17 protein-coding genes are annotated in these 15,758 nt (G+C 70.2%); 7 read left to right on the top strand and 10 right to left on the bottom strand.

The window, feature by feature from the left end:
- The 5 genes from V7D28_RS08290 to V7D28_RS08270 all read right to left on the bottom strand — a co-directional run.
- Positions 1 to 2,843: endoglucanase (locus tag V7D28_RS08290; protein ID WP_333586909.1), on the bottom strand; the 2,843-nt coding region annotated here is incomplete at its 3' end.
- 22 nt (positions 2,844 to 2,865) lie between these two features.
- Positions 2,866 to 3,621: a MotE family protein gene (locus V7D28_RS08285; RefSeq protein WP_333586908.1), complete on the bottom strand. Its 756-nt coding sequence runs from the start codon at positions 3,619 to 3,621 to the stop codon at positions 2,866 to 2,868.
- Entirely contained in the window at positions 3,618 to 4,145 is a 528-nt protein-coding gene (locus tag V7D28_RS08280) for a DUF6468 domain-containing protein (RefSeq protein WP_333586907.1), read from the bottom strand. The genes V7D28_RS08285 and V7D28_RS08280 overlap by 4 nt, the downstream gene beginning before the upstream one ends.
- A 17-nt stretch (positions 4,146 to 4,162) precedes the next feature.
- Complete coding sequence (gene fliM / locus V7D28_RS08275; RefSeq protein ID WP_442957910.1) at positions 4,163 to 5,212, bottom strand: flagellar motor switch protein FliM; 1,050 nt, start codon at positions 5,210 to 5,212, stop codon at positions 4,163 to 4,165.
- 39 nt (positions 5,213 to 5,251) lie between these two features.
- Positions 5,252 to 5,863, bottom strand: coding sequence for a flagellar basal body-associated FliL family protein (locus V7D28_RS08270; protein ID WP_333586906.1), 612 nt, complete (start codon positions 5,861 to 5,863; stop codon positions 5,252 to 5,254).
- 216 nt (positions 5,864 to 6,079) lie between these two features.
- Here V7D28_RS08270 and flgF point away from each other — a divergent pair, with 216 nt between their 5' ends.
- The 6 genes from flgF to V7D28_RS08240 all read left to right on the top strand — a co-directional run bounded on the left by flgF (position 6,080) and on the right by V7D28_RS08240 (position 10,255).
- Positions 6,080 to 6,817, top strand: coding sequence for a flagellar basal-body rod protein FlgF (gene flgF / locus V7D28_RS08265; protein WP_333586905.1), 738 nt, complete (start codon positions 6,080 to 6,082; stop codon positions 6,815 to 6,817).
- Between the two features lie 12 nt (positions 6,818 to 6,829).
- A complete protein-coding gene (flgG, locus tag V7D28_RS08260; RefSeq protein ID WP_333586904.1) occupies positions 6,830 to 7,618 on the top strand; it encodes a flagellar basal-body rod protein FlgG in 789 nt (262 codons plus the stop codon).
- Positions 7,615 to 8,388 (top strand): flagellar basal body P-ring formation chaperone FlgA, encoded by a 774-nt coding sequence (gene flgA, locus V7D28_RS08255; protein WP_442957911.1) that lies wholly within the window; start codon positions 7,615 to 7,617, stop codon positions 8,386 to 8,388. The genes flgG and flgA overlap by 4 nt, the downstream gene beginning before the upstream one ends.
- A gap of 23 nt (positions 8,389 to 8,411) precedes the next feature.
- Positions 8,412 to 9,146: a flagellar basal body L-ring protein FlgH gene (flgH, locus tag V7D28_RS08250; protein ID WP_333586902.1), complete on the top strand. Its 735-nt coding sequence runs from the start codon at positions 8,412 to 8,414 to the stop codon at positions 9,144 to 9,146.
- A 69-nt stretch (positions 9,147 to 9,215) separates the two neighbouring features.
- Positions 9,216 to 9,689, top strand: coding sequence for a hypothetical protein (locus V7D28_RS08245; RefSeq protein WP_333586901.1), 474 nt, complete (start codon positions 9,216 to 9,218; stop codon positions 9,687 to 9,689).
- Between the two features lie 53 nt (positions 9,690 to 9,742).
- Positions 9,743 to 10,255 carry a hypothetical protein gene (locus V7D28_RS08240; protein ID WP_333586900.1) on the top strand — a complete coding sequence of 171 codons (513 nt, stop codon included), beginning with the start codon at positions 9,743 to 9,745 and terminating at the stop codon, positions 10,253 to 10,255.
- Between the two features lie 46 nt (positions 10,256 to 10,301).
- Here the strand turns inward: V7D28_RS08240 and dxs are convergent, their stop codons facing one another.
- The 5 genes from dxs to V7D28_RS08215 form a co-directional block, all read right to left on the bottom strand.
- The gene (gene dxs, locus V7D28_RS08235) at positions 10,302 to 12,218 is read right to left on the bottom strand and encodes a 1-deoxy-D-xylulose-5-phosphate synthase (protein WP_333586899.1); all 1,917 of its coding nucleotides are present in this window, start codon (positions 12,216 to 12,218) and stop codon (positions 10,302 to 10,304) included.
- A gap of 28 nt (positions 12,219 to 12,246) precedes the next feature.
- Entirely contained in the window at positions 12,247 to 13,128 is an 882-nt protein-coding gene (locus tag V7D28_RS08230; RefSeq protein WP_333586910.1) for a polyprenyl synthetase family protein, read from the bottom strand.
- A gap of 2 nt (positions 13,129 to 13,130) precedes the next feature.
- A complete protein-coding gene (locus V7D28_RS08225) occupies positions 13,131 to 13,376 on the bottom strand; it encodes an exodeoxyribonuclease VII small subunit (RefSeq protein ID WP_333586898.1) in 246 nt (81 codons plus the stop codon).
- 205 nt (positions 13,377 to 13,581) lie between these two features.
- A complete protein-coding gene (locus V7D28_RS08220) occupies positions 13,582 to 14,217 on the bottom strand; it encodes a histidine phosphatase family protein (protein WP_333586897.1) in 636 nt (211 codons plus the stop codon).
- 39 nt (positions 14,218 to 14,256) lie between these two features.
- Positions 14,257 to 15,186, bottom strand: coding sequence for a histone deacetylase family protein (locus V7D28_RS08215; protein WP_333586896.1), 930 nt, complete (start codon positions 15,184 to 15,186; stop codon positions 14,257 to 14,259).
- Between the two features lie 32 nt (positions 15,187 to 15,218).
- On the opposite strand from V7D28_RS08215, the gene V7D28_RS08210 reads away from it, so the two are divergent.
- Complete coding sequence (locus V7D28_RS08210) at positions 15,219 to 15,746, top strand: GNAT family N-acetyltransferase (RefSeq protein ID WP_333586895.1); 528 nt, start codon at positions 15,219 to 15,221, stop codon at positions 15,744 to 15,746.
- Positions 15,747 to 15,758: the final 12 nt, after the last annotated feature.

The raw sequence follows: 15,758 nt of genomic DNA, 5'->3' as shown, positions 1-15,758 counted from the left end.
GGCGCGGCCTGGCGGAACTTCTCCTTCATCCGCCCCACCCAGCCGGCGAAGGCGGCGTTGTCAGCGGTCATGCGGCCGAAGTCGCCGACGCCGATGCGCCCGCTGGCCACACCGGTCAGGGCCACCCGCAGGGCCTCGGGATTGTTGGCCTGATCCAGGTAACGGCTGTAGCGCCCCTCCAGCCGCGTCAGGGCCTCGTCGTCGCCGGCCAGGCTGAAGGCGACGCCGGCGCGCAGCAGCTTGCCCTCCTCCTCAATGGTCAGAGGTTTGGCGTCCTGCCACCTCTGACCAAGGGACGCCTCGAAGAGGCCGCCCGCGGCGGCCCAGTCCTTCTGCCGCCAGACGATCTCGGCGCGCAGGTCCCGGGCTTCGGGCGAATCCTCCCGCGCCAGAACCTCCAGGGCGTGGTCCTGCCGGCCCAGCGCCGAAAGCGCGCGGGCCTCGATCAGCCGGCGGTCGGCGTTGAGCTGACGGGGCAGGATGGTGGTGCGCGAACCGTTGATGGCGATGAGCGCCTGCTCAGGCCGCTGGTCCATCAGATAGATCAGGGCCAGATCGGTGGCCACCTGGGCCCGCGCCACGCCATCCAGGCGATTGTCCACCTGATAGGCCAGCAGGTCGGCGGCCTGAGCCAGGAGGTCGACATCCACCAGTCGCCGCACCAGGCGGCGCACCATCATGTCGCCATCCACGCCCAGCGGGGTCAGGTCCTTGAAGTCGAAGAACAAGGCCAGGGCCTGGACCGGCTCCAGCCCGTCGGCCAGACCGTCCAGGAACAGGCCCCGGAAGGTGGCCGCCAGATCGGCCTGAAGGCCCAGGGCTTCGGGCAGGTCGGGCAGACGCCGTCCGGCCGAGCGCAGAGTCTCCAGGGCCTCGCGATAACGTCCCTGGGTCAGATAGAGGCGGGCCAGCGCCCGCACCGTCGCCAGTTCGGTGGCGTCGCCCCGCCAGCGGAACCGGAGGCTGTCATAGGAGGCCATGGCCTGGGCGGGCGTGATCGCCCCTTCCTCGAACCGGATCCGCGTGGCGTTCAACAGGGCCGGGGCGGCCAGGTAGTCCACCGGCGCCCGCGCCACCGCCTGATAGATGCGCAGAGCCCGGCCCGTATCATCCCGCCGCTCGGCGAGCTCAGCCTGGAGCAGCCGGGTCTCCAGCTGTTCGATCGGGTCCTTGGTCTGGTCCAGCGCCAGGCGGATGCGGCTCTGGGCGCCGTCCAGATCCCCCATGGCCAGGGCGGCCCGGGCGTCGGCGCGGGCGAAGCGCGCCCGCCAGAGTTCGGGGAACTGGTTGAACGCCGCAGCCCCGGCGGCGAACTCCCGTCGCGCCTCGGGCCACTGGGCGGTGCGGCTGGCCAGCAGGGATCGCCAGAGGGCGCCCGAAGCCTCGTCGGAGAGAACTGGCGCCGAAAAGTCGGCCGAAGCCTCCTTGTCGCGCCGGGCCATGACGCGGGAAATGCCGCGCAGCCCGCGGAACTCGGCGTCGTTCAGCACCCTGGGCCGCTCCCGCGCCAGGTCGTTGAGCACGCCGATGGCCTCGAAGGCCAGTTCGTGCCCCACCAGGAACCGGGCCAGAGCCATGCGGGCGGACGTCTCGCCCTTCTCCTTGTCCAGCCCCTCCAGGGCGGCGGCTTCGACCAGGGCGTTGTAGCGCGACATGAAGCCGCCCGATCCGGTCTTGGACCAGCCTTCCACATCGATCAGCGCGGGGCGGCCGGCGGGCATGGGCGCGCCAGGGGCCGTCTGGGCGCGTCGCTCAGCCACTTCGGGCGAGGACAGGGACAGTCCGCTGGGCCGCCCGATGGCCACGAGATCGCCTTCCCGCGCCAGGGTCAGGTCTTCGGCGAAGGTCTCCATGGCCAGACCCTGGGCCGAGGGCAGCAGGGCCAGCTGAACGAATTCGCGACGGGAGGCGAGACCCTTGGGCGGACCAAGGGCGGTGGCCACCACCAGGGTGTCGCCCACCACCGGGTCGGGCAGGCGGACGATACGCGTGACGCCCGAGACGGCGGCCGAGAGGCTGGCCGGCCCGCCCGTGGCGTCGCGGCTGACGCGGATGGGGGTGGGCTGGGCCTGGGCCCCGGGTCCCAGGGCGATGGTCCAGGTCGAACCTTCGCTCAACGCCGTCACCGGCGTCCCGCTCGGGCTCTGGATGCGCACAGCCGCATAGTCGGCCCCGCGATAGGCGGTCATGCCCTGGAACTGCCGCAGGCCGCGGGGCGCGTGGGCCACGTCCAGGTCGGCGGGGGCGTCGAACACCACCCAGACCGCATCCCCCCGACGGAACACCGCCGCCCCGGCCGGGGCGACGAAGGGGAAGGACAGCAGCACCTGTGCGCCCTCCAGGCGCGGCTGCATGCGCACCCGCCCGCCGGCCGGGATCGGATTGGGCCTGGCCGGGTCGGGGGCGGCGGCCGGCGCTTCTGCGCTCGCCGCAGGACCCTTGGCGGGCGGGGCCTCGGGCGCCTTGGCGTAGACATTGATGAAGGCCGCCCCATCGGCCTGGCCCAGGCGGGCCTCGGCGTCGGGCGCCAGGCGGATGTCGATCTCCAGCACCCCGCCCACCCGCCGGGCCGCAGCACCTTCCACCCAGCGGGGCGGAGACACCCGAAGCCGGGTGAGATCGGGATCGCCGTCGCGGCTGAACCGCAGGGTGAGCACCTGGCCGTCCCGACGGGAACTGACCCGCGCGGCCCCCTTCCAGCGGAATTCGATACGGGAGAAGTCCCGGGCCTGAGCCACGCGGACCTCCAGCGGCTCCGGCGCCTGGGCCGGCGCCGGTTGCGCCATGACGCCGCCTGGCGCCACGGTGGCCAGGATGCAGGCCGCCGCGACGCTGGAGCGCAAGGTCCGGCGCAGCCGCACCGTCCTAGCCCGCCTTTTGCGCGGGCGCCGGCTTCGCCGCCGCGGCCGCTGCGGCCTCGGTGGCCGGCGCAGCCTTGCCGAGCGCCCGGGCCGCTTCGAAGCGGCTGGCCAGGCTCTCGGTCAGACGCTTGGCCTCGTTGGGGGGCATGGCGGCCAGCATGGCCGAAAGCGCCCGCTCCTTCATGGCCGCGGCGATGGGCAGCCGCACCTCGTCGGACAGGACCGTCATGCGCGCCGCCGCATCCTTGGGCTTCATACCCTCGAACACCTTGACCATGCGGGCGACCTCAGCGTCCTCGCGCTCCTCGGCCGCGCCCATCAGGGCCTCGATCTGAGCCTTGAGGTCGTCGAGGGCCTTCACCTTGGCGTCGAGCTTGGTCTCGGCCGCCGCCATCAGGGCGAGCTGGGTCTCCAGGGACTGTTCGCGGGCGTCCAGCTGGCCGCGCCGCTCGCCCAGGCTCTGCAGCACCTGCAACTCGGCGGGCGACAGGCCCGCCTCCTTGGCCAGTTCAGCCGCCGTGGGGGCGCAGACATTGGCCGGCTTGGGGATGGTGGCCGCCGCGTCGGCGCCTTCTCCGGTGGGCGCGGCCTCGGCCGGCGCCTCGGCAGGCTCGTCCTTGCCGCCGATCGCTTCTTCGGCGAAGGCGCGCGCGCCCGACAGGAGCTCCGGCAGGCCCTGAGCCCCCGAGAGGGCGTTGACCGCCAGCACGCCGCCCATGGCGACGCCGACGATGGGCAGGATTCGCGGAACGGTCTTCATCGGCGGCCTCGGCGAAGCTCGCCCACCGCCTCGGCGGGGGCGTCGAACAGGTCATCCTCAAGGGCGCGGGCCATGCGCGAGACGGGGCGCGCACCGGCCCGCTCCAAGGGGCGCTCCAGGGGGCGCTCCACCGACGCGGGGCGGCGTGCGGGGGGGACGGGCTCCAGTCGCGGACGGGCCGGACGCAGTTCGTGCGCCCCGGCCAGCAGGGCGCCCAGACGATGTTCGGCGGCGCGCTCGGCGGCTTCGTCCTCAGCCAGGACCGGCCCTGACTTGACCTGGCGCTCCAGACGGGCGGAGAGCTCCCGGGCGGCCTTGATCCGGTCGTCCAGGGTGTCGGCGGCCTCATCGGTGGCCGCGCGCAGATCGGCCAGCCCCTGCTCGGCCCGGCGGGCGGCCTGGTCCAGGTCTGCGACGGCCTGGGCGAAGCCCGCATGGCTGTCGCGCAGGGCCTTCAGCCGCTGGTTCAGCCGCCACCCCATGGCAAGGGCTGCGAGAAGCAGCACCGCCAGAAGGAGATTCATGGAGATCGCCACAAGGCTCATCGGATCCTCTGCACGGCTTTGCGCGCCTGCGGCGAGAGGGGGGCCTCCACGCGTACGGCGATGTTGTGATTGCGGCGACCCATGTGACCCTGGGTCAGGGGGATGGACCCGGCGCGCAGCTCCACCGGACTGTCGGGGGTGGCGTTGAGGGTGATGGTGTCGCCCACCTTCAGGTCCAGCAGCTTCTGCAAGGGCAGTTGCAGTTCGTCGAGGACGCAGCGGACCTCCATCTGGGTGGTCCAGAGTTCGGTGGCCAGGTGGCCTTCCCAGATGTTGTCGCGCCCGAACTTCTCACCCATGAACTGCTGCAGCAGCATCTTCCGGATGGGCTCCAGGGTGGCGTAGGGCAGCAGAAGCTCGATCCGCCCGCCCCGATCCTCCATGTCGATGCGCAGCTTCACCAGGATGGCGGCGTTGGCCGGACGGGCGATGGCGGCGAAGCGGGGATTGGTCTCCAGCCGGTCGAGGACGAAGGAGACGGGCGTGAGCGGCTCGAAGGCCGCGCGGGCGTCGGCCAGGACCACCTCCACCATGCGCTGGACCAGCACGCGTTCGATGGTGGTGTAGGGCCGCCCCTCGATCCGCATGGCCGCCGTGCCGCGACGACCGCCCAGCAGCACATCGACGATGGAGTAGATGAGGTTGGAATCGACCGTCAGCAGGCCGTAATTCTCCAGCTCTTCGGCCTTGAACACCGCCAGGATGGCCGGGAGCGGGATGGAGTTCAGATAGTCGCCGAAGCGGATCGAGGAGATGTTGTCGAGGCTCACCTCGACATTGTCCGATGTGAAATTGCGCAGCGAGGTGGTCATCAACCGCACCAGGCGGTCGAAGACGATCTCCAGCATCGGCAGGCGCTCATAGGAGACCAAGGCCGAGTTGATGATGGCGCGGATGCCGCTGCGCTCCGACGCCTCGTCGTCGGACAGGTCAAAGCCCAGCAGGCTGTCGATCTCATCCTGGTTGAGGATGCGTTCGGCGCCGGCGAAGGCGTCCGGTTCCGATGAACCGCCGCCCCAGGCCTCGTTGTTGTCGTCTGCCGCCATCTGGTTCCCAAATCAGAGCCCGACCGATCCCTTGGGGGATCAGTTGATGAGCATCTCCTCAATGAGCACCGCGTTGACCTTGGCGGGTGCGATGACCAGGTTCACCCGGCGCAGGATCTCCAGCCGAAGCTGGTAGCTGCCCTGGCTCCCCGACAGGTCCTCGGGCCGCAGCTCGCGCAGGAAGGTCTGGAACATGTCCTGCAGCCGCGGAAGGTTGGGATCCAGGGTCGAGGCGACCTGGTCGTCGGGCAGTTCCAAGGTCAGTTTGAGCTTCAGGAAGGTCGCCTTGCCCTCGGCGGTCTGCATGTTCACCACCAGGTCGGGCAGGGTGTAGAAGACCACGCCGTCGGGGCCGGCCCGCACCAGGGCCGGGCTCGCGGCCTCCTCGCCCTTGCCGCCTTTGCCGCCCTTCTCGTCCTTCTTCGCGTCTTTCTTTTCCGCCTTCTTCTCGGCGTGCTCCTCGCCTTCGGCCGCCGGCTTGGGCTTGAGGAAGACGAAGGCCGCCGCCCCGCCGCCGCCCAGCACCACCAGGGCGCCCACGCCGGCGATGATCAGCAGCTTCAACGGCGGCTTCTTCTTGGCGGGCGCGCCTTCGGCGTCTTCGCCTTCGGCGCCCTCAGCGGGGGCTTCCTTGACCTTGTCCTTGGCCACGGGCGCGGCTCCTTAGAATCCTGTCCCTCAGCCATGGCCCGACGCTGGTTAAGGATAGGTTTTTACACTCCTTAACGGCGGCCGATCCTGCCCGGCAAAATGCGCCAGGGGGTCGGAATTAACCTTCTTGTTCGTTGTTTTTGCAGGGCTTTCAGACTGGCCCAGCCCTTGCATGCCGACCTGGCGAGAATTGTCGCAGGCAAAGGAGCGCAGAGGATGGACAACACGGTCTATGTCGGCCTGTCGCGCCAGATGCTGCTGCGACGCGAGTTGGACATCATCGCCAACAACATCGCCAACGCCGACACCACCGGCTTCAAGGTGGAATCCCTGATGGCCCGGACCGAGCCTGGGGCGCCGGCCTTCAACGCCGGGGCGCCGCGGCCGGTGAAGTTCGTGCTCGACGGCGGCGTGGCCCGCGACTTCGGCCAAGGCGCCCTGACCTCCACCGGCGCGACCTTCGACCTCGGCCTGGAGGGCCAGGGCTTTTTCGAAGTGAACACGGCCGCCGGCCCCCGCTACACCCGCGACGGGGGCTTTGGTCTCGATGAGCTGGGCCGCATCGTCACCAAGGCCGGGGATCCGGTGGCCGGCGACGGCGGGGGCGAGATCGTCATCAATCCCGAGGACGGCGAGGTGAAGATCGCTCCGGACGGCACGGTCAGCCAGGGCGAGAACATCGTGGGCCGCGTGGCGGTGGTCCGCTTCGACGACCTCTCCGTGCTGGAGAAGGCCGGCGACAACCTGCTGCGCAACACCTCGAACCTGCAACCCGAACCTGCTCCGGACGCGCGCGTCCGCCAGGGGATGCTCGAGAGCTCCAACGTCAAGCCCATCCTGGAGATCACCCGGATGATCGAGGTGACGCGAGCCTACGAGAGCATCACCCGCATGATGGAATCCACCCAAGACCTGTCCCGGCGCGCCGTCGAGCGCATGGGCCGGGTGAACTAGGAAGTTTAAGCCATGCAGGCGCTCCGCACCGCCGCCACGGGCATGTCGGCCCAGCAGCTGAACGTCGAGGTCATCTCGAACAACATCGCCAACATGAACACGGTGGGCTTCAAGAAGCAGCGCGCCGAGTTCCAGGACCTGCTCTATCACACCCTGGAGCGGGCCGGGGCGCAGTCCTCCGAACAAGGGACCATCGTGCCCACCGGCGTCCAGATCGGCGGCGGCGTGAAGGCCGGCTCGGTCTATCGCATCACCGCCCAGGGGGCGGTCACCAACACCGGCAATCCCTACGACCTGGCCATCGACGGCCGCGGCTTCTTCCAGGTGCTGCTGCCCTCGGGGGAGACCGCCTTCACCCGCGCCGGCAACCTCTCGCTCAGCCCCGACGGCCAGATGGTGACCGAGGACGGCTATCCCATCCAGCCGGCCATCACCGTGCCGGGCGACGCCACCTCCATCGCGGTGTCCAAGACCGGCCAGGTCCAGGCGATCCGCGCCAGCCAGACCGAGGCCGAGGTGGTGGGTCAGATCGAACTCGCCACCTTCGTCAATGAGGCGGGCCTGGAGGCCATCGGCGACAACCTCCTGATGGAGACCGCCGCCTCAGGCCCCGCCAATGTGGGCGCCCCTGGCGGTGTGGGCTTCGGCCAGCTGATGCAGGGCTACACCGAAGCCTCCAACGTGGACGCCGTGACCGAGATCACCGCCCTGATCGTCGCTCAGCGCGCCTATGAGATGAACTCCAAGGTCATCTCAGCGGCCGACGAAATGCTGCGGGCCGCCAACTCCGTGAAGGGCTGATGATCATGCTGCTCCGTCCCCTCGCCTCTCTGATTCTGGCCGCGGGCCTGGCCTTGAGCGGCGCCGCCCAGGCGCTGGCCGGTCAGGCCGTGACTCTCAAGGCCGAGGTGGTCAACGCCGACGGCCTGGTCACCCTGGGCGACCTGTTCCATGGCGCAGGTTCGGCCGCGGGCGTCCCCGTGGCCCGCAAGCCTGGCCTGACCGTCGTGCTCGACGCCGGCGCCGTGCAGCAGACCGCCCGCCGGGCCGGCCTGGACTGGGCCAATGCCGAGGGACTGCGCCGGATCGTGGTGCGCACCGCCGCCGCGCCCTCGACCGCCGGACAGGCGGTTGCGGCCCGGGGCAATGTGGAGGTGCTCACCTACGCCCGCAGCCTGGCCGCCGGCGAGGTCGTCCAGCCGCAGGATCTGATCTGGGCCAAGGCCGCCGCCGCCCCGGCCGACGCCGCCGCCGACGCCAGCCAGCTGATCGGCCTGGAGGCCCGCCGTCCCCTTCGCGCCGGTTCGGTCGCCTCGGCCCGCGATGTCAGCGCCCCGCAGGTGATCGCCAGCGGCGACCTGATCACCCTGACCTATGAGCACGGGGGGGTGACCCTGTCGCTGCAGGCCCGCGCCCGCGGCCGGGCGGCGCTCGGCGAAACCTTCGCGGCAGAAAACCTCACCTCCCGGCGCGTGGTCCAGGCCGTCGCCACCGGCCCCGGACAGGGCGCGGTGGGACCGGCCGCCGACCAGTTCATGGCCCAGTCGGCCGTGCGCTTCGCCTCTCGTTAATCGCCAGCCAGAGACCCACCGCCATGCGCCTTGTCCTGCTCGCCGCCCTCGCCCTGGTTCCGCTCGCCGCCTGCTCCACCGTGCAGGAGGCCGTGGCCGGCCCGAACCTGACCCCCGTTCGCTATCCTTCGGCCCTGGTGGGTCAGGACCAGCCGGTGATCCTGGCCTCGGCCAACCAGCCCCTGCCCAGCGCCGCCTCGGCCAACTCTCTCTGGCGCACCGGCGCCCGGGCCTTCTTCATCGACCAGCGGGCCAACCGGGTGGGCGACATCGTCACGGTGAACATCCAGATCGACGACCGCGCCCAGACCTCCAACTCCACCAGCACCTCCCGGACGGCCGGCGCTTCGGCGGGCCTGCCCAATTTCCTGGGTCTGGAGTCGAGCCTCGGCCGTGTCTTGCCCGGCGGGTTTGATCCGGCCAACGCCATCTCCACCAACTCCAATTCGGCCAGCGCCGGCTCGGGTTCGGTGTCGCGTTCGGAGAAGATCAACCTCACTATCGCTGCGGTGGTCACCGCCGTCCTGCCCAACGGAAACATGATGATCCAGGGCACCCAGGAGGTCCGCACCAATGGCGAGCTGCGCCAGCTGTCCGTGGCCGGGATCATCCGGCCCGAGGACATCTCCTCGTCCAACACCATCCGCCACTCGCAGATCGCCGAGGCGCGCATCAGCTATGGCGGCCGCGGCGATGTCAGCCGCGTCCAGCGCACGCCCGCAGGCCAGGCCCTGGTGGAGACCTTTTCTCCCTTCTGACGGCCGGGCCGCAGGCGGCCGGTGAACTGAGCGGCGGCGAGAGTCGTTAACTGGGCGAAGGAGATCGCCATGCGCCGCCGCTCGCTCTTGGGAATGTCCGCCTCGCTGCTGATCGCCGCGTGCGCCCATCAGGCGACCGAGGCGCCGCCGGCCATGGCCTGGTCGCTGCAGCAAAACCCCAGCGAGGGGCTCAAGCTCACCTATGGCCAGGCCCACAGCGACAACCTGCTGGTGATGATGAGCTGCCAGCCGGCGTCCGGCCAGGTGGAGCTCGCCGTGGCCGCACGCGAGCCCGGCGCCGCCGTGCGTCTCGCCTCGGCCGGAGACCAGGTGGAGCTGGCCGGCGAGGCCTGGCCCACCCCCATGGAAGGCGTCATGCTGGTGAGCGACGTTGCGCCGGCTCAGGCGCCCGTCCTTGCACGCTTTTCCCGCAGCGGTCAGCTCACGGTCGAGGCCGACGGGCGGGCGGTGCGCACCGTGGCGCGGGGCGATGATCGCGCCCTGGTGGCGGAGTTCGTCTCCCTGTGCGGACGCGAGGTCTGACCCCCGACGCTGACCTCTGGAGACTTGGGCGGCGCAAGGTTAGGCTTGCGGCCATGACGCGCCCCTTCGCCCTCGCCGGTTTCGCCGCCCTGTTTCTCGCCGCCCCGGCCGCCGCCCAGCAGACCGCCATCGTCCCTGGCGGCTGGACCTACGCCGCAGACACGACCCAGGCCGAGCTGGTGTTCCGCGACGCCTCCGGCCTCGGCCTGACGGCTCTGACCTGCGTGAAGGACAGCGGCCAGATCACCGCGGAATTTCCCTCTGCGGCCAGCCTGGCGGTGGAGATGTCCGGTGGCCGGTGGCTGGACCGGGTGGGCCGCCCGGCGCCCTGGCCCGTCAGCGTGACCCTGGCTTCCGGCGAGGCCCAGACCACCATCCCCGGCGAGGCCCGCCCGGACTCCGCAGCCCTAGGTTCTGTCGTGAGCGTGGAGTTCTCTGATCGCGCGCCCGTGGCCTCAGCATTTGGTCGGACGGGCGAGTTGCGCCTCAGCGGCCTGGAGGCCGTGGTGGCGCCGCCGGCAGCCCCCCGTCGGGACCTGCGGCGCTTCATGTCGTTCTGTCGCTGAGGCGCTGAGCGCCGGCCTTCAGTCGGCGCTCGTCAGGCGAGAGTCGTCAGGCGCGACGGCCGGCCGCGGCGACGGCTTCGGCGCCCAGGGCCTGGAGCGCGGCTCTGGCGATGCCTTCGGCGTCCAGGCCGGCCTGAGCGTACATGATCTCGGGCTTGTCCTGGTCCTGGAAGATGTCGGGCAGGGTGAGCGTGCGGATCTTCAGGCCGCGGTCGAGGGCGCCGTGGGCCGCCAAGGCCTGCAGCACAAAGGCGCCGAAGCCGCCCATGGCGCCTTCTTCCACCGTCACGATGGCCTCGTGCTCACGCGCCAGGCGCAGGAGCAGGTCCACATCCAAAGGCTTGGCGAAGCGCGCATCGGCCACCGTGGTGGAGAAGCCTCGCGCGCCCAGCAGTTCGGCCGCCCGCAGGGATTCGCCCAGGCGCGCGCCGAAGGAGACGATGGCCACCGCCGTGCCTTCGCGCACGATGCGGCCACGACCGATCTCCAGCGGCTGCGCCAGCAGCGGGATATCCACCCCGGTCCCCTCGCCGCGCGGGTAGCGGAAGGCGCTGGGTCCGTCATCAATAGCCACCGAGGTGGCCACCATGGCGGCGAGTTCGGCCTCGTCGGCGGCGGCCATGAGCACCATGCCCGGCAAGGCGCCCATATAGCCCACGTCGAAGGAGCCGGCATGGGTGGGCCCGTCGGCGCCCACCAGGCCGGCCCGGTCGATGGCGAAGCGCACCGGCAGGCTCTGGATGGCCACGTCGTGGACCACCTGGTCATAGCCCCGCTGCAGGAAGGTGGAATAGATGGCCGCGAACGGCTTCATGCCGTCGGCCGCCAGGCCCGCGGCGAAGGTCACGGCGTGCTGCTCGGCGATGCCGACGTCATAGGTGCGGCCCGGGAAGGCCGCGCCAAACAGGTCGAGCCCGGTGCCCGAGGGCATGGCCGCGGTGATGGCGCAGATGGCCGGGTCGCGCTCTGCGTGCTTGATCAGTTCGGTGGCGAAGACCTTGGTGAAGCTGGGCGCCTTGGCCTGGGCCTTGGCCTGTTGGCCGGTGACCACATCGAACTTCACCACCGCATGGTGCTTGTCGGCGGCCTTTTCGGCCGGCGCGTAGCCCTTGCCCTTCTGGGTCACCACATGGACCAGGACGGGCTTGTCGACGATGCCGCGGGCGTTCTTCAGGACGGCCACCAGGGCCTCCATGTCGTGCCCGTCTATGGGGCCGACATAGTAGAAGCCCAGTTCCTCGAAGAGGGTGCCGCCGGTGACCATGCCGCGGGCATATTCCTCGGCCTTGCGGGCGGCTTCCTGGATCGGACGCGGAAAGGCCTTGGCCACCGACTTGCCGAGATTGCGCAGGGACTGGTAGCCGCCGCCTGAGACGAGCCTGGCCATGTAGGCGCTCATCCCGCCCACCGGGGGGGCGATCGACATGTCGTTGTCGTTCAGGATGACGGTGAGCTGCTTGGTGGTCTCGGCCGCATTGTTCATGGCCTCATAGGCCATGCCGGCGCTCATGGAGCCGTCGCCGATGACGGCCACCACGCGGTTGTCCCGACCGGCCTGATCGCGGGCCGCGCAGAAGCCCAGCGCCGCGGAGATGGAGGTCGAAGCATGGGCCGCGCCAAAGGGGTCGTATTCGCTCTCGGCCCGCTTGGTGAAACCTGACAGGCCGCCGCCCTGGCGCAGGGTGCGGATGCGGTCGCGACGGCCGGTGAGAATCTTGTGCGGATAGGCCTGATGGCCCACGTCCCAGATCAGAATGTCCTGCGGCGTCTCATAGACATGGTGCAGGGCGACCGTCAGCTCCACCACGCCCAGGCCTGCGCCCAGGTGGCCGCCCGTCTGGGAGACCGCATCGATGGTCTCGGCCCGCAGCTCCTCGGCCAGCTGGCGCAATTCGGCCACCGACAGGCCGCGCGTGTCGGCGGGGGTGGAAACCTGGTCGAGCAAGGGCGTCTTCGGCGGCATGAAGCGAGGCGAACGGCTGATGGGAGGGCTAGTTGCGGCGCTTTAGCACGAAATCTGCGCTCGCCCGCAGGAAATCAGCCTGTTCGCCAAAGGGGTCCAGATGCGACTTGGTCTGCTCGATCAGCAGGTCGAGCCGCTCACGGGCGGCCTGGGCGCCCAGCAGGGTGACATAGTTGGCCTTGCCCATGGCCGCGTCCTTGCCCGCCCGCTTGCCCATCACCTCAGGATCGCCCTCGGCGTCCAAGAGGTCGTCGATGATCTGATAGGCGAGCCCCAGGTCCTGGGCGAAGGCCATCAGCGCCTGGCGCTCGCCTTCGCCGGAATGGGCCATGGCCAGCGGCAGTTCGAAGGCGCAGGCGATCAGCGCGCCGGTCTTCATGCGCTGCATCCGCGCCACCGCGCCCAGATCGTCGCGCACGCCTAGAAGGTCGATCATCTGGCCGCCGCACATGCCCCGGGCGCCGGCCGCATGGGCCAGCCGCCAGACCAGTTCGGCCCGGACCGCGCCATCGGGGTGGGTGTCGGCATGGGCCAGGATCTCAAAGGCTGCGGCCTGCAGGGCGTCGCCGGCCAGCACGGCGGTGGCCTCGTCATAGGCCCTGTGCACGGTGGGACGCCCATGACGCAGGTCGTCATTGTCCATGCTGGGCAGATCGTCATGGATCAGGCTGTAGGCGTGGACGCATTCCAGGGCGCAGGCCGCGCGCAGCAGGGGGCGCTCCTCCAGCCCGAACATCCGCCCGGTCTCCAGGACGAAATACGGCCGCAGGCGCTTGCCGGGGCCGAGAGCGGCATAGCGCATGGCCTCGGTCAGGCGGGATTCCGGCCCCTCGGCGCGGGGCAGAAGCTCGTCGAGCGCCACGGTGACCAGGTCTGCGGCCTCGGCCACCCGGCGTCCGACCTCGCCCATCATCAGCCGAACTCGGCCGGCTCGGCGCGGGGCGCGCCCTGGGCGCCCATCACGATCTTCTCCACCCGGAGGCGGGCGGCCTCCAGTCGCTGTTCGCAGTGGGCCTTGAGCAGGGCTCCGCGCTCATAGAGCTGGATGGAATCCTCCAGCGGCGCCTGGCCCGACTCCAGGCGCGAGACGATGGTCTCCAGCTCCTGCAGGGCCTGTTCGAAGGTCAGGGATGAGATGTCGGTCTGTGGGTCGGCCATTTCGCTCCTCGCGGGAAGGGCAACCTAGAGCGCGTTCCGATAAGTGGGAACCGGTTATCGGGAGAAACGCGCGACCCCTGAGGAATCTGCGTTCCGATCAGTGGGAACCGGTTATCGGATCAAACGCGCGACCGCTGAGGAATCTGCGGTCCGATCCGTGGGCGCCGCCTTTCCGCAGACAGGCCGTCGCGGCTGCGGCGTCGGCTCAGCCCTCCCCCGGGCGCACGAACCGGCGCATGGACCAGTATTTGAAGCCCTCATTGTGATCGACCCGCCAGCCGCGGCGCTTCAGGGCTCGGCCCATCATGAAGTTGAAAAAGCCATGGGCCAGGACCACCACGTCCTCCCCGCGGCTGGCCGCCTCGATGAGCCGCTCGGCGGCGGCGTCGGCCCGCGCCTCGGCCTCGTGTCGCGTTTCCTGCCCCTCATGGTGGTTGAAGAACCACCACCAGACCCGCGCGAGGAAGCCCCAGAGCGAGGGGGTGAGCTTCACGAACCCTGGCAGGTTGGGCGGCGGCAGAGGCGCCTCGATGAAGATGGCGTCGCGGGCGAAGGCCCGGCCCTGGGCCAGGGCCGTGGCGGTCTCAATGGACCTCTGCCGGGTCGAGGAATAGACCGAGCCGGCCTGGGCGACATAGGCCATCAGCCCGTCGGGGGGCGTCTGACCGGGCAGGATCCCAAGGACTTCATACTGAGCCCAGAAGGCGCGGTAGCCGTCGGCGTTCAGCCAGACGCGTCGACTGAGCGCCGGCTCTCCGTGACGGGCCAGGATGATCGCCCCCGCCCGGCGCGCGGGGCGGGCCCCGGAGGGCGGCGATGGGACGTTCAAGGAATCGGCCATGGCATCCGAAGGCTACGCGCAGAAGGGATCGCGCGTCCCTCACCCCCCTTGAAGGGCTCGGACATGCGACACTGCAGACCGACCCAGAGCGTCAAGGTCGTATCCGCCCTCGAGCGCAGACACAACCCGCCCGCGGGTGCTCACCGCTGTCACCTCCAGAAGTCGTTGCGTCGCCCAGCCGAAATCCTCGGCCTCCAGAGCCTGGCCCCCAGGGCCGCCCCCCAGCGGGTCCTGCCGATGGGCGTCGAAGCCGGCGGAGATCATCAGAAGGTCAGGCGCGAAGGCCGCGACCCGGACCAGCAGGGTCTCGAAGGCCGCGCGCCATCCCGCCGCCCCGCCGCCGGCCGGGGAAACCGCATTGAAGACGTTGTCGGCTGCGACCTCTTCAGGATGGCCGCTGCCCGGCCAGAGCGGCCATTGCTGGATCGAGGCGAACAGAAAGCCCGGCCGCCCGGCCAGGGCCGCCTGGGTGCCATTGCCGTGATGGACGTCGAAATCCACCACCGCCACGCGGGAGAAGCCGCAGGCCCTGGCCACCTGGGCGCCGATGGCGATGTTGGAGAAGACGCAGAACCCCATGGAGGCGCCCGGCAGGGCATGATGCCCGGGCGGCCGCACGGCGCAGAAGGCGCGATCGAAGTCCCCCGCCGCCACCGCGCGCACCGCGGCCGCCACCGCGCCAGCCGCCCGGCGGGCTGAAATCAGGCTGCCCGGAGACATCCAGGTGTCTTCGTCCAGTTGCACCCGCCCTGTCGCCGGGGCGGCGGCGAGGATGCTGTCCAGATAGGCGCGGTCATGGACGCGCAGCAGGTCGGCCATGTCGGCCTGGGGGGCGTCCCGCGGCTCCAGCAACAGATCTTCGGCCGCCTCCAGGGCCTCGATCACCGCGGCCAGGCGCTCGGGCCGCTCCGGATGAGAGTCACCCGGATTATGGTCGAGCATGTCCTCGTGCGTATAGAGGCCGATCATGAGGTGACTTTAGCCAGGATCGCGCCGATCACATGCAGGAAATCATCATTCGCCGCGCCACGTCGCGCGATTGCGGCGCCCTGGCCCGAATCGGGCGGGCGACCTTCACGGACACCTTCGGACACCTCTATGCGCCCGAAGACCTCGAGACCTTTCTGACGCACGCCTATGGCGAGGCCTATCTCGCCGACCTCCTGGACGATCCGGCGTGCGGCCTGTGGCTGGCGGAGAAGGACGGCGCGCCCGTCGGCCACGGCCTGGCGGGGCCCTGCACCCTGCCGCACCCCGAGGTCGACGCCCGCTCTGGCGAGATCAAGCGCCTCTATCTCCTGGGGGAAGCTCAGGGTCACGGCGTGGGCGCGCGCCTGTTCGAGACCATGACCGCCTGGCTGGAGGCCCGCGACCTGACCGATCTGTGGCTCGGCGTGTGGTCGGAGAATCACGGCGCCCAGCGGTTCTATGGGCGCTACGGCTTCGAGAAGGTGGGCGAATATGGCTTTCACGTGGGCGCCGCTGTCGATAGAGAGTTCATATTTCGCAAACGCGCACAGATTTTCTAATTAACCCGTCAC

Source organism: Phenylobacterium sp., from assembly GCF_036723115.1.
GTDB lineage: Bacteria > Pseudomonadota > Alphaproteobacteria > Caulobacterales > Caulobacteraceae > Phenylobacterium.
Note: the sequence above shows the minus strand (reverse complement) of the source record. Positions and strands in the feature narration are given on the sequence as shown.